This is a genomic window from Paenibacillus sp. FSL K6-1096 (assembly GCF_037977055.1).
GTDB lineage: Bacteria > Bacillota > Bacilli > Paenibacillales > Paenibacillaceae > Paenibacillus_AQ.
On record NZ_CP150274.1, the window covers coordinates 2,256,388 to 2,269,022 of the forward strand.

At 53.9% G+C, this 12,635-nt stretch carries 11 protein-coding genes, 1 tRNA gene, 1 pseudogene and 1 other annotated feature; of the genes and pseudogenes, 4 read left to right on the plus strand and 9 right to left on the minus strand.

The window, feature by feature from the left end:
* Positions 1 to 96: 96 nt before the first annotated feature.
* Positions 97 to 186, plus strand: a pseudogene (locus tag MHI24_RS09845) (thioredoxin family protein); the annotation flags it as partial.
* A 67-nt stretch (positions 187 to 253) separates the two neighbouring features.
* Here the strand turns inward: MHI24_RS09845 and MHI24_RS09850 are convergent.
* The gene (locus MHI24_RS09850; RefSeq protein WP_340025451.1) at positions 254 to 619 is read right to left on the minus strand and encodes a hypothetical protein; all 366 of its coding nucleotides are present in this window, start codon (positions 617 to 619) and stop codon (positions 254 to 256) included.
* 212 nt (positions 620 to 831) lie between these two features.
* Between MHI24_RS09850 and MHI24_RS09855 the strand changes: the two genes are divergently transcribed.
* A complete protein-coding gene (locus tag MHI24_RS09855) occupies positions 832 to 1,137 on the plus strand; it encodes a hypothetical protein (protein ID WP_340025452.1) in 306 nt (101 codons plus the stop codon).
* Between the two features lie 236 nt (positions 1,138 to 1,373).
* Positions 1,374 to 1,593: a binding site (T-box leader), on the plus strand.
* Positions 1,594 to 1,653: 60 nt separating this feature from the next.
* On the plus strand, positions 1,654 to 3,609 hold the full coding sequence (gene argS, locus MHI24_RS09860) for an arginine--tRNA ligase (protein WP_340026646.1): 1,956 nt from the start codon (positions 1,654 to 1,656) through the stop codon (positions 3,607 to 3,609).
* Positions 3,610 to 4,032: 423 nt separating this feature from the next.
* Here argS and MHI24_RS09865 read toward each other — a convergent pair.
* Positions 4,033 to 4,106: transfer RNA gene (locus MHI24_RS09865), tRNA-Arg, on the minus strand.
* A 128-nt stretch (positions 4,107 to 4,234) separates the two neighbouring features.
* Entirely contained in the window at positions 4,235 to 4,591 is a 357-nt protein-coding gene (locus MHI24_RS09870; RefSeq protein ID WP_340025453.1) for a hypothetical protein, read from the minus strand.
* Positions 4,592 to 4,738: 147 nt separating this feature from the next.
* On the opposite strand from MHI24_RS09870, the gene asnB reads away from it, so the two are divergent.
* On the plus strand, positions 4,739 to 6,583 hold the full coding sequence (asnB, locus tag MHI24_RS09875) for an asparagine synthase (glutamine-hydrolyzing) (protein WP_340025454.1): 1,845 nt from the start codon (positions 4,739 to 4,741) through the stop codon (positions 6,581 to 6,583).
* Positions 6,584 to 6,645: 62 nt separating this feature from the next.
* Here asnB and MHI24_RS09880 read toward each other — a convergent pair whose 3' ends face one another.
* The 6 genes from MHI24_RS09880 to nikB are packed head-to-tail and all read right to left on the minus strand — an operon-like array spanning position 6,646 to position 12,540.
* Positions 6,646 to 7,395, minus strand: a complete 750-nt coding sequence (locus MHI24_RS09880) for a class I SAM-dependent methyltransferase (protein WP_340025455.1) — start codon at positions 7,393 to 7,395, stop codon at positions 6,646 to 6,648.
* Positions 7,396 to 7,431: 36 nt separating this feature from the next.
* Positions 7,432 to 9,108: a nickel ABC transporter substrate-binding protein gene (locus MHI24_RS09885; protein WP_340025456.1), complete on the minus strand. Its 1,677-nt coding sequence runs from the start codon at positions 9,106 to 9,108 to the stop codon at positions 7,432 to 7,434.
* Entirely contained in the window at positions 9,105 to 9,932 is an 828-nt protein-coding gene (locus MHI24_RS09890; RefSeq protein ID WP_340025457.1) for an ATP-binding cassette domain-containing protein, read from the minus strand. Before MHI24_RS09890 ends, MHI24_RS09885 begins: the two co-directional genes overlap by 4 nt.
* A gap of 41 nt (positions 9,933 to 9,973) precedes the next feature.
* Positions 9,974 to 10,759 carry an ABC transporter ATP-binding protein gene (locus MHI24_RS09895; RefSeq protein WP_340025458.1) on the minus strand — a complete coding sequence of 262 codons (786 nt, stop codon included), beginning with the start codon at positions 10,757 to 10,759 and terminating at the stop codon, positions 9,974 to 9,976.
* Between the two features lie 11 nt (positions 10,760 to 10,770).
* Positions 10,771 to 11,601, minus strand: coding sequence for a nickel transporter permease (gene nikC / locus MHI24_RS09900; protein WP_340025459.1), 831 nt, complete (start codon positions 11,599 to 11,601; stop codon positions 10,771 to 10,773).
* Between the two features lie 24 nt (positions 11,602 to 11,625).
* Positions 11,626 to 12,540: a nickel ABC transporter permease gene (nikB, locus tag MHI24_RS09905; protein ID WP_340025460.1), complete on the minus strand. Its 915-nt coding sequence runs from the start codon at positions 12,538 to 12,540 to the stop codon at positions 11,626 to 11,628.
* Between the last annotated feature and the right edge of the window lie 95 nt (positions 12,541 to 12,635).

Below are 12,635 nucleotides of genomic sequence, written 5' to 3' on the forward strand. Positions count from 1 at the left end.
TGTATGAAGTGCAGCAGAATGGCTTTTCGCGCCCAAAAGTACAGTTTCTAGTGTACAAAATACAATTACCCGAAAACTGCGTGCTTTGGAGGCGGAATCCCTCTGACCAACCCGATTGGCTGCAATGTAAAATGGGAGGGCCAGGATGCCCACTGGATGCCTGCCGAAGGCTGCAATCTGGTATAACGCTGAAGCAGGGACTCTCCTGAATTGGAGGGTCCCTGCTCTTGTGTTACCTTTTCCCGGCGAAGTTCTACACTTCTTCCTCCAAGCTGAGATTCTCGTGCGAGACCACCCGGTGGGCGTTCACCAGCTGTCCGGCTGCGTTTTTGCCCCAGACTGAAATGCCGATATCCTGATCGTCCGCCTCTCCGGTGGTGAACACGAATTCATAGCCGTCCAGATCTGCATAATAATCCCGGCTCAGCACTTGATTGGGAGCGACCTCAGCCACCTCACTGACATACAGCGTTCTTGTTCCGTTCAGCACATAGCCCTGGATACTGACGGTGGTACTGCCTCCAGTATTCCGTTTCGCTATCTTTACAGTAACCGTCTGTGTAGGTCTGACTCCCGAAACGGCATTGTTCTCAATCGGGCCTGTTGATAAAATCGCCATTCTGCGCCTCTCTCCTTCCTGTTTGTGGACCTATCCACTGGCAAAAATGGATTATTTATTGCCTTATATTCTATTCACGCGCAGGCTTCGCGGTGTGGACACAGCTCCGGTCAATTTCACCAATATCCGCCGGATGGCATATCCTGGTAACAAGGAGAGTCTGCCCCGCTGTACTTTCCTCTACAGAACGCCATACGGAAGAAGGGAGTCCCATGCCCCCTCCTGGAAAAGGAAAGAAGCCGGCCGCCAAAAAAACAGCCTCCAGCTCCAAAACGCAAATCCCCAAAGGGCTGGAATACACCGTCGCCGCACTGCTGCTGACCGGCAAACTGAAGGTCGACTCCATCCAGATGTATACGGACGCTTCGATGTTCGTCAGTCTGGTCGGTAAATATAAAACACTAGGTGATCCGGCTAACAATAATGTCGATAAGCTGGTCAGCTTCCTGAATGACAACAGCAGTCTGACACTGAACGAGATCATGGCCGCCTTGAAAAAGAAAGCCGACAGCTCCTGAGCATTCGGACGCCAGTAAAGGGAGGTGCGGGGATATGGACAGTTTTGACGGGGAAGGCTTTGCCGGCGGCATTCTGCTGGTCATCGCCATTGTGCTGCTGATTTACGGCTCAACCGACATCAAGAATCTGACTGGAGCGCCTACTGCGGACTAACATCCGGACAGAAAATCTGCCGGCCATGCGGAGATAGACTCTTGCATTCTGCCGGAAATTCGTTATACTGATACAAACTCATATTGAATCGATGAACGGGAGAGTAATCGTCTCTAGTCTAGTCCCCAGCGAGCCGGGTTGGTGTAAGCCGGTACAGATGAAGGCGGTGAAGCGCACCCGTGAGATGGACTTCTGAACTTGCAGTAGGAAGCCCCGGCTCAGGACCGTTACCCTATAAGGTGGTTGAACCAACGGTTCAGCAACAGGAGTGGTACCGCGAGCGCACAGGCCTCGTCTCTTAGGAGACGCAGGCTTTTTTTGTCGTTATCTAACCAATCATCAGGAGGTTCTATTACATGTCATTGTTAAGTGAGCTTATCGGGCACAGTCTGGAGCAGGCTGTCCGCATCATCTCCGCAGAGCTCGGCCAAGCCGGGCTCCCTCAGGGAACCGTGGCGCTGGAGCAGCCTGCGAATGCCGAGCACGGGGATTATTCCAGCAATATCGCCATGCAGCTGGCCCGTCCTCTGCGCAAGTCACCGCTTGCCATCGCAGAGCTGATTGCCGCAGAGCTCCAGGCGTCAGGTTCGGTGAACGGGCTGGTACAGAGTGTCCGCGTAGCTGCGCCGGGCTTCATTAACCTGTACTTGAATTGGCGGGCGTGGGCAGAGGCCAAGGATGATTTTGCGCTGCCGCAGAGTCATGGAACGAAGATCATTGTCGAGCATACCTCAGTTAACCCGAATAAAAGCATGCACGTAGGGCATCTGAGAAACGCCTGCATCGGAGATGCGCTGGTGCGAATGCTGCGGGCCACCGGCCATACCGTTGAGGTGCACAACTACGTGGATGATCTCGGCAATCAGCTGGCTGATACGGTGGCCGGTCTGCTGCATGTTCCGCTGGCGGGCGGGCATGTCCGGTTCGGCGATTACTGCTGGGATATTTACGCTGAGATCAACAAGACGTATGCACAGCATCCTGAGACGGTCCAGAAGCGGACAGAGATTCTCCACGCGCTGGAGGAAGGGGACGGCAACACCGCCTGGATGGGCGCGCTGGTCGCCGGGCAGATCGTCAGAGAGCATGTTGAGGAGATGCGCGGCTTCGGCATTGACTACGACCTGCTGGTGTGGGAGAGCAGCATTCTGAGAGAGGGCTTCTGGTCAGCGGCATTCAGCCTGCTGTCGCAGACAGGGGTGTTCGTTCAGGAGACGGAGGGCAAGCTGGCCGGCTGCTGGATTCTGAAGCAATCCGCTGAAGACACGGAAGCAGACACGCTTGAGGAGCATCAGAAGGATAAGGTGCTGGTGCGCTCGAACGGGATTTTGACCTATACGGCCAAGGATATCGCTTATCATCTGTGGAAATTCGGACTGCTGGACAAGGACTTCAAGTATAGCGAGTTCAGCAGCGGGCTGTGGACGACCGGCTTGACGGGGCAGGCGCTGCCTTTTGGACAGGCGGACCGGGTGGTGAATGTCATTGATTACCGGCAGGAGTATCCTCAGGCGATGGTGAAGCAGGCTCTCCAGGCGCTGGGGTTCGGCGCACAAGCGGACTCGCTGCATCATGTCAGCTACGGCGTCGTCTCGCTGAGTCCCGCTTCTGCGGCTGAGCTTGGCATCGATACCTCCAGCGGCAAAAGCTCCTACGCCATGTCCGGGCGCCAGGGAATCGGCATCAAGGTCGCCGACCTCGTCCGGCTTATGGAGGATACCATCGAAGCGACCCGTTCGGATAAAAACGGGCTGTCCAGCCGGCTCATCGCCACCGCTGCCATCCGTTACTACCTGCTGCGCTTCAATCTGGGCACCGAGATTGTGTTCGACTTCAAGCAGGCGATGGAAATCTCCGGCAATACCGGCGTCTACCTGATGTACGCTTATGCCCGGGCCAGCCGGGTAATTAGTAAGGGCTTGGCGGCCGAGGGTGCGGGCGGTGTGGACATGAGCGAAGTGACTGCGGGTAATGCGGGTGTGGAAGCTGCGGGCAGTTGGGGCAAGGACACGGACAAAGCAGCCAGCGGGCTGCCGCCCTTCCCGGCGCAGCTTGAAGCCGCTGAGCTTGCCCTGTTGAGACAGCTCAGCTTGTGGCAGGACACACTGTACACAGCCAGCCGGGAGCTGACGCCGAATACGATCTGCAATTATGCCCATAGTCTGGCCTCGCTGTTCAATAACTTCTACTCCGCCTGCCCGATCCTCAAAGGCAGTGAGGCCAGCATCGCCTTCCGCTTGTGGCTGACCCGCAGCTTCACCGCCACCCTGGGCGAGGCGCTGGATGTGCTGGGCCTGCCCAAGCCGGAGCGGATGTAAGCCCAGTAATGAGTATTACGCGGACACAGAGGACCTTATTTGCCGAAAAAGCGTGATTTCCTCCCCGCTGCGGACTCAGAAGCTCTTATACTACCCTTTGGAGCTGAAATCGGGCTAAATCTGGTTACTTAACGGATTCTGAGTCCGTCCAGCCTGCGGACAGGCCGGAATCCGCCAAAATAGGGGATTTACAGTCCGCGAAGTTCGAGTAAGGTTCGCTAACCGTCCGGGTTCTCATCCCCCCGGACGCCAAAACAGCCTTCCAGAGGAAGGCTGTTTTTTACGTCCCGGGAGGGATACAGCCCTTTCGGGCTGATTGCGATGTAATCCTATCGAAGCTTATGCTCCAACGCCCCCGGCTAACCGCCCGGGTTCTCATCCCCCAGACGACAAAACAGCCTTCCAGAGGAAGGCTGTTTTTTACGTCCCGGGAGGGATTCGAACCCCCGACCGTGCGCTTAGAAGGCGCATGCTCTATCCAGCTGAGCTACCGGGACATGAACACTATGTATTAATGCAACGTTATTCATTATAACTGATTCACCAGATTTATCAAGCCTAAAATCTTCCAGAAAAAGAAGCTTTCCGTGACCCCCATACACGGAAAGCTTATTGATCTATGGTTTCAGGGGAGCTGCCGGAAATGCTCGCCCAGTTGCCGCTTCAGGTTGCCGAAGATCAGCAGCTCGCGCTGGAATTTGTAACGCTCCTCCTCCGGGCTCATCACAGGGCTGCCGGTGAAGCCGGTAACCGTAACATCCTGGAAGGCATCATGAAGATTGTTGTCGAACCAGTCGGTGTCCGTATCCGCATCATTCGTCAGAATCCGCACAATCTCGTAGCCGTCCTCGCGCTGGTCCTCCACAATATACACGAGCAGCGGAAGATCGCCTACCGCTCCGGGCAATACGCCAACCTCTGCGCAGGGCGCGCCGTCGTATTCGGTCATTCTGCGGATTTTGGCGTCTTTAATGTAATACACTTGTCATCATCCCTCCTGGCTAATTTCCCTCTCCCCTAGTGTTCGGATAAGGACATACATTTTATCCCTTCAATCGGCATATATCTGAATTACTTGGCAAAAAAGAAAGGACAGACAACAATCGCACAAAAGAGAGGATGAACAGTCATGTGCGGAATAACCGGATTTGTCCAGTGGCGCGGTGATCTTACCGGGCACTCGCAACTGCTTGTCAGAATGACTGAAACGTTGGCGAACCGCGGACCGGACGCTGCCGGAACCTGGATCTCAGGCCCGATCGCCTTCGGACACCGCCGGCTCAGCGTAATCGACCCGGAGAACGGTGCACAGCCGATGATTGCCCGCCATGACGATAAGGTGTACGCAATAGTCTACAACGGCGAGTTATATAATGCCCCTGAGCTGAAAAAGGAGCTGAAGCAGCGCGGACACCATTTTCTCACCGAATGCGATACCGAGGTGCTGCTCCATGCCTATATCGAATGGGGGCCGGATTGCACGGAGAAGCTCAATGGCATCTTCGCATTTGCCGTCTGGGACAGTCTGCGCGACCAGGTGTTCCTGGCCCGTGACCGTCTGGGCGTGAAGCCGCTGTTCTACAGCCAGGTGGACGATGTCTTCGTGTTCGGCTCAGAGCCCAAGGCGCTGCTGCAGCATCCCCTGGTCCAGCCGAAGGTCGGCCCGGAAGGACTGGCGGAGATCTTCATCATCGGTCCGGCCCGCACCCCGGGACAGGGGGTATACCAAGATATATTCGAGCTTCGTCCCGGTCATGCCATGATTTATAGCCGCAGCGGCATCCGTTCTTATGCCTATTGGGAGCTGGAGAGCGTTCAGCATACGGATAATGTGGAGGAGACGGCGGCGCGGGTGCGCGAATTGCTACAGGATACATTAGAGCGGCAGCTGGTCTCGGATGTTCCGGTCTGCTCCCTGTTATCCGGCGGGCTGGACTCCAGCGCCTTGACCGCCCTTGCCGTAGATTACTACAACCGGACCGGCCAGGGCCGGGTCGATACCTTCTCTGTAGATTATGTAGACAACGATAAGCATTTCAAAAGCCATGCCTTCCAGCCCGGCGCAGACGGCCCCTGGATTCAGCGGATGGTCGACGAACTCAAGACGAACCATCATTTTATTGCTTTTGACACACCGGAGCTGGTAGCCGCACTCGACAATGCCCTCTACTCCCGCGATCTGCCGGGGATGACCGATGTGGATTCATCGCTGTATCTGTTCTGCCAGGAGATCAAGAAGAAGGCCACAGTCGCCATCTCCGGCGAAGCTGCGGATGAAATCTTCGGCGGCTACCCCTGGTTCCACCGCGAGGATATGCTCTCGTCAGGCACCTTCCCCTGGTCGGTAGCTCCCAAGATGCGCGCCGGACTGTTATCGCCTGAGATTCAGGAGTGGATTCGTCCGCTGGAATATCTGGGTGACCGCTACAGTGACGCCGTGGCTGAGGTGCCGAAGCTGGATGGCGAGACCGGCAAACAGGCACAGATGCGCGTGATGTCTTATCTCAATATTACCCGCTTCATGCCGACGCTGCTGGACCGCAAGGACCGGATGAGCATGGGGGTTGGGCTGGAGGTGCGCGTGCCTTATTGCGACCACCGGCTGGTGCAGTATGTATTCAACATTCCCTGGGAAATTAAGACGGTCGGCAACCGGGAGAAGGGCATTCTGCGCAAAGCGCTGGAGGGTGTACTGCCTGACGATGTGCTCTACCGCAAAAAGAGCCCGTACCCCAAAACGCACAACCCCGCTTATCTGAACAGGGTGCGTTCGCAGATGCTGAACATTCTGGATGATCCGTCCTCACCTATTTTACCGCTGATTAATCCGGCCAAAATCCGCGAGATCGCCGCATCACCGGAGTCCTCCACCAACCTGCCGTGGTTCGGCCAGCTGATGTCCGGCCCGCAATTATTTGCTTATCTGGCCCAGGTCAACCTGTGGCTGAAGACATACAATGTGTCCATCGGCTGATGCGCTCATACAAAAGCAGGGGCTCTCTTTTAAGAGAACCGCTGCTTTTGTTTTTTCCAGCCTTATTTCTCAGCGCAAATCATGAACATCGGGGTTGACCGGTTCAAGACCTGCTGCTTCTCGTCCATAACCTTACCGTTAAGATTCTCTTCCGTGTAGACAGCGGAGAAGCCCAACTCTTGAAGTGCCCGTACATCCCACTCCGGACGCCATTCCCGGGTCAGCGGCAAGGCAAGGCCCAGACGGTCTGTCTCTTCAATGTCCTTGTGATGCGGAAGCTCACCATAGCCCTTATCGACATAAGCCTGCCGGTCCTCTGCATGCTTCCGCGCCATCTCTTCATCCCACAGATGACGGTTCCAGTTGGCATCGAACACCAGCAGCCGTCCTCCCGGCTTGAGTACCCTTCCCCATTCCTGGTAGGCCGCCTGCGGATCGGCAAGACTCCAGGTGACATTGCGGCACACGATTAGATCAAAGCTCTCCGCAGCGAAATCCAGCTTATGCGAATCCATCTTGCGGAACGTTACGTTGACTCCTTCGCGGCTGGAATGGAGACGCGCCTCTTCCAGCATATTATCTGTACAGTCAATGGCCGTAACCAAATGTCCGGCGCTTGAGAGAATAACGGAGAAGAAGCCGGGGCCGCAGCCAATATCCAGAACATGCAGGCTTTCCTTCTGCGGAGCATTATTGAGGATAAGCTTCAGCCAGGCCTCACGCTGGAACCCGTTCAGTTCCTTTTGAATACCTTCACTATACAGCTCTGCTTCGCCTTCCCAATACTGTTCTACCTCTTGTTGTATACTCAATGTCATTCACTCCTTCTCTTCTAGTACATTACCTTATTATTTAGTACCCGCGTCCAGCTGGTTCCACAAGATTGGTGTGAACGTGGTGTATCCGGGCTTGAATCCGGTCACCCTATGATTTACAGCCAATATGTCATCAGGGAAATACACAGCTGCGAACATTGCTTCCTGATACATTCTCATGAATATGGCATCATAGGCACTCTGGCGTTTCTGAAGATCCATGGCTCCGACGGCGGTGTCAATCTGTGCTTCCAGCTCCGCATCTGACCATACCACAGCAGGTGCTTCAGCGGTCCGGTGGAACAGGGACAACAGGAACGAATGCGGATTATAGGCATCATCATAGGTCCGGTACAGGATAAGATCGTAGGCTTTGGTTGTCCATAAGGCATCATAATAGGCATTCGGCTCTAGCACCTGAAGACGGACAGCAATACCAATCTCCTGAAGCTCGGATTGAATCAGCTCACTGATGGCCTTCCATTCCGGATATTCCGCTTGCTGCAGCACGAAATTGAATTCAAGCGGCTTTCCATCCTTCTCGGCAATTCCGTCTCCATCCGTATCCTTATACCCGGCAGCTTCCAGCAGCTGCTTTGCTTCCCCGGGATCGAAGCCGTACCAGGTATTGTTTGACTCTGTGACATAGGGAACGGTCAGCGGGAACAAGCCCTTGGTCTCCTGTCCAATACCGTTCATAAGATCGTCTACAATGCTTTTTTTGTTAACCGCGAGATTAATCGCTTTGCGGACGTTCAGATCCTGCAGCGCAGACGTATTATAGTTGAAAATCATGAAATGCGAGCTTGTTCCCGGTGACTTTTGCAGGCTTAGTGAGGCATCTGCTTCAATCACAGGTACACTTTCGACCGGGATTTTCCCCATTTGTCCCCCGGCAATATCTACAGCCCCGCTCTGCAGCGCCAGTATTCTGGACTGCGGATCAGGGATAACCTTCATAATGATTCTGGACAGCTTCGGCATGTCTCCCCAGTAATTAGGATTTCTTACGAGCACAGCCTCCTGATCCGTCTTATAGCTCTCTGCCATCCAAGGGCCGGTTCCTACCGCCCGGACGAATGTACCGTTAATATCGCCTGCAGGCTCCACTGCGGTAGGGCTGATTATCCTTACAGGTCTTGCAAAGGACAGCTCGGTCAGGAACGGATAGTAGGCTTTATTGAATGTCATAGTAAGGGTATGCTCGTCCACAACATCAAGAGATTCCATGGCGGTAGCTACATTCAGCGAATTGGCCGGGTCCTTAATCCAGCGTTCGAAGGAGAACTTGACCGCAGCCGCGTTAAATTCCGTACCGTCTGAGAATTTAACCCCCTGGCGCAGATGGAAGGTGTATACCTTCCCATCCTCTGAGATGTCCCATGACTCGGCAAGCGAAGGCAGAATTTCCCCCTTCTCGCCATACTCCACTAATCCGTCATATATCATCGCATGCACATTCATCGAGCCGTTATAGGCCCCGGCATCCAGCTGGTAGAGACCGGCATCAGCCGATATGGCCACAGTGAGCGTCTTATCCTGGGCTTCAGAGGCCTGCGCAGCTCCATTCCCTGCATTAGGACTTACGCCGGCTGAGGAAGTGCTGCTGTTATCCGGGCTGCTGCAGCCTGACATTCCTATAATGATTACAAGAAACATGAAGAATAGCGTTGTTGTTAATAGATTTTTTGACTTTGAGCCGGTTCTCATTCTCTGTACTCCTTTTCTCTGTCTTTTCTCCTGAAGCGGGGGTCTTGCACGGGTACCGAGGAGAGCAAGCTTCGGGTGTACGGGTGTGCTGCCTGCTGCATGATGTGCTCACCTGATTGCTTCTCCACAATTTCCCCTTGATGCATCACAGCTACACTGTCACAGAAGCGGTTTACGACCGACAAGTCATGTGTAATGAACACGTAGGATAGTCCCAATTCACGCTTTAATTCCTGCAACAGATCCATCATCTGCTTGCGCAGGGTGACATCGAGACTGGAGAACGGTTCATCACAGATAATCAGCTCCGGGCGCAGTGCAATCGCTCTGGCAATTCCGATCCTTTGCTGCTGGCCGCCGCTGAGCTCATGCGGATAACTGTGTATATGCTGCCGCTTAAGTCCTACAAGCTCCAGCGTGTCAGCTGCGATAGCCCGGCGCGCACTGCCCTTCCTCTCCCCGTAGTTCCGCAGAGGCTCTCCAATGATTTGCTCTACGGTGTACAACGGATTGAAGGAAGCCAGGCTGTTCTGGAACACCATCTGCATCCTGCTGCGGATCTTACGCATTTCACTGAAGCTCCAGTCTGTATAATCCATACTTCGGTACAGCACTCTGCCGGAGGAGGGTTTCTCCAGTCCCAGCAAAAGCCGGGCCAAGGTGCTCTTTCCGCAGCCGCTTTCACCCACCAATCCCAGGGTCTCTCCGCTTTCCAGACTGAAGGACAGATTGTTCACAGCATGCACACTTCGGGCATCAGGTGTGAACCACCCCCTTTTCAAGCTATATTGTTTGTTCAGGCCTACAGCCTCCAACAGCTTCACCGATCACCACACTCCCAGCAAATCATGTAATATTATGGTTGTTATCTGCAATCCATTAAGTATTTAGTGTAGGGATGCCCGGGTCTCGAAAAGATGTCAAAGACGTCTCCAGATTCCACAATCCTTCCGGATTTCATCACATATACATAATCTGCAAGCTCGGCGACAACACCGAGATCATGCGTAATTAACAGAATACCCATGTCATTCGCCCGTCTGATCCGGTCCAGCTCCTTGAGAATCTGTGCCTGAATGGTCACATCCAGCGCCGTCGTAGGTTCATCTGCAATAAGCAAGCTGGCCCCGGACGCCAGTGCGATAGCAATCATGACCCGTTGGCACATCCCGCCGCTGATTTGAAAAGGATATTTATGAAACAGCTCTGCCGGATTGCCCAGGCCTGCCTGCCGCATCTGCTCCATGGCCAGCTGCTTGGCTTCTTGTGCAGTGGCTTGCCGGTGCAGGCTAATCGTCTCCATGATCTGCCTCCCGATAGGGAGTACCGGATTCAGTGCATTCATCGGATCTTGAAAAATAACAGCCATTTCCGTTCCCCGGAGCTTTCTTAGCTGGCGGGGGGAGCACTCCCGGAGATTGCTGCCGCGCAGCCAGATGTCTCCGCTGTCAATGAAGCCTGGAGGACCGAGCAGTCCCAGAATAGACATCGCTGTAACACTTTTCCCGCTGCCGCTCTCGCCAACCAGAGCAACGATCTGCCCAGGTCTCACTTCGAGACTGACATCCTCTACAGCCCGGACTTGCTGACCACCTGTATGAAAGCTGGTGTATAAGCGGCTGACCTTCAGCAGTGCGGATTCGTTTATCATGTACCGGATGTTCACCTCCCGACCGTATTATAATCATGCGCTGACCGGCGCAAGCCTTCCCCCAAGAGATTAAAGCCCAGAACCGCAAGCAAAATCGCCAATCCAGGAAAAAGCATGAGCCGCGGCTCTGTCTGAATATAGGCACGGCTGTCGTTCAGCATCACTCCCCATTCCGGCGCAGGCGGCTGGACACCCAGACCAAGAAAGGACAACCCCGCAATCGAAAGCATAATCGTCCCCGCCTCCATAGAAGCCAGAACGAGAATGGGACGGGCGGCAACCGGCAGGATATGCCTGAGCATAATTTGCAGATGAGAAGTGCCCGACGCTTTGGCCGCTGTAATATATCCGCTCTCCTTGATTTGAAGCACCAGGCTGCGGATCACTCTGGCATAGCCAGTCCACCAGACGGCGGCAAAAGCGATCAGCAGATTCTTCATACTCGGGCCTAACATGGCTGTGATCGCAAGCGATAGAATTAAGCTGGGAAAAGCCAGCAGGATGTCGATGATCCGCATAATCAAATGATCAATCTTACCGCCTGCGTAACCAGCCAGCAAACCAACAGGGATGCTGATGGCAAAAACAACCGTCAGGATGACAAACGAATAATACAGGGAGGTTCTGGTCCCATAGATTAGACGGGATAGAACACAGCGCCCCAGATGATCTGTACCGAGCGGATATTGCCAGGAAGGCATGCTCAGCTTATGCTCCATATGAATCTGCAGCGGATCGGAGGGGGAGAGCCAGGGGGCAAAGAGTCCGGTACCAATAAACAATAGGATAATCCCCGCCCCCAGCTTCACTCCGTTATTCTTGAACAAGCTATTCCGAAACATGAGTCTCTGCTCCTTCTTACAGCATCACCGCAGCCTGATCCGCGGGTCCAGCACCAGCTGCAGCGAATCTGCTGCCAGATTAATCAGGACAACGACAACGGCCATCCATAAGACATAGCCCTGAATGACAATATAATCTTTGGCAAAAATCGCCTCAATCACATACTTCCCGATCCCCGGCCAGGAAAAGATCGTTTCTACGATAACCGAACCGCCGAGCAGCCCTGCTATGTTCACCCCAAGGAGGGTCAGACTCGGAAGAAGCGCAATGCGAAGGGCATGGATGGTTATGACTCTCCATTCCTTCAGCCCCTTGGCCCTCGCCGCTTTGATATAGAGCGAACCCAGAACCTCCAGCAGGCTGGAACGAATCAGACGGATGTAAACCCCGGCCATTCCAAACCCGAGTGTGAATGCAGGCAGGATAACACTGGAGACCCCATCCATTCCCATTACAGGAAACAGCCTGAGCTTCACTGAACCATAATAAATCAGCAGCAGCCCCAGCCAGTAGCCCGGCATTGACACGCTAAACAGTGCACATAACCTGCCCAGCCGGTCAAACCATCTCCCCGGATACAATGCAGAGCCTACACCCAAAGGCAAAGCTATAAGAATAGCGGCCAAAAGGGAACAGCTGCTTAACAGCGCAGTAGCCGGGAACCGGCTCATCAGCTCTGTGAATACCGGACGGTTGCTGCTGTAGGAGATCCCCAGATCAAGATGGAGCACCCGGTCTAACCAGTGAAAATATTGCATATATACAGGCCCGTCCAGACCAAGTGCATGTCTGGCCGCCTCAATGGCTTCATATGTAGGCTTAATACCGTCAGCACGGAGCATAATCTCTGCTGGATCACCCGGGGTTAAGTGCATCAGCGCAAAGGTTATAACTGAGATGCCCAGCAGCACAGGAATGAGCTGCAATAAGCGTTGCAACAAATATCGTATGATGGCATTCAACTCCACTAAATTAATCGTAATGTTTACGATTATAACACAAAAATTTTAAATTAAAAGTCTTAATAGAAAAA

What these genes read in the sequence shown, in the direction of transcription:
- nikC (WP_340025459.1), bottom strand. Translation starts at nt 11,601, where the DNA reads ATGTTTCGGAATAGCTTGTTCAAGAATAACGGAGTGAAGCTGGGGGCG.
- MHI24_RS09885 (WP_340025456.1), bottom strand. Translation starts at nt 9,108, where the DNA reads ATGAGAACCGGCTCAAAGTCAAAAAATCTATTAACAACAACGCTATTC.
- MHI24_RS09850 (WP_340025451.1), bottom strand. Translation starts at nt 619, where the DNA reads ATGGCGATTTTATCAACAGGCCCGATTGAGAACAATGCCGTTTCGGGA.
- MHI24_RS09895 (WP_340025458.1), bottom strand. Translation starts at nt 10,759, where the DNA reads ATGATAAACGAATCCGCACTGCTGAAGGTCAGCCGCTTATACACCAGC.
- MHI24_RS09855 (WP_340025452.1), top strand. Translation starts at nt 832, where the DNA reads ATGCCCCCTCCTGGAAAAGGAAAGAAGCCGGCCGCCAAAAAAACAGCC.
- asnB (WP_340025454.1), top strand. Translation starts at nt 4,739, where the DNA reads ATGTGCGGAATAACCGGATTTGTCCAGTGGCGCGGTGATCTTACCGGG.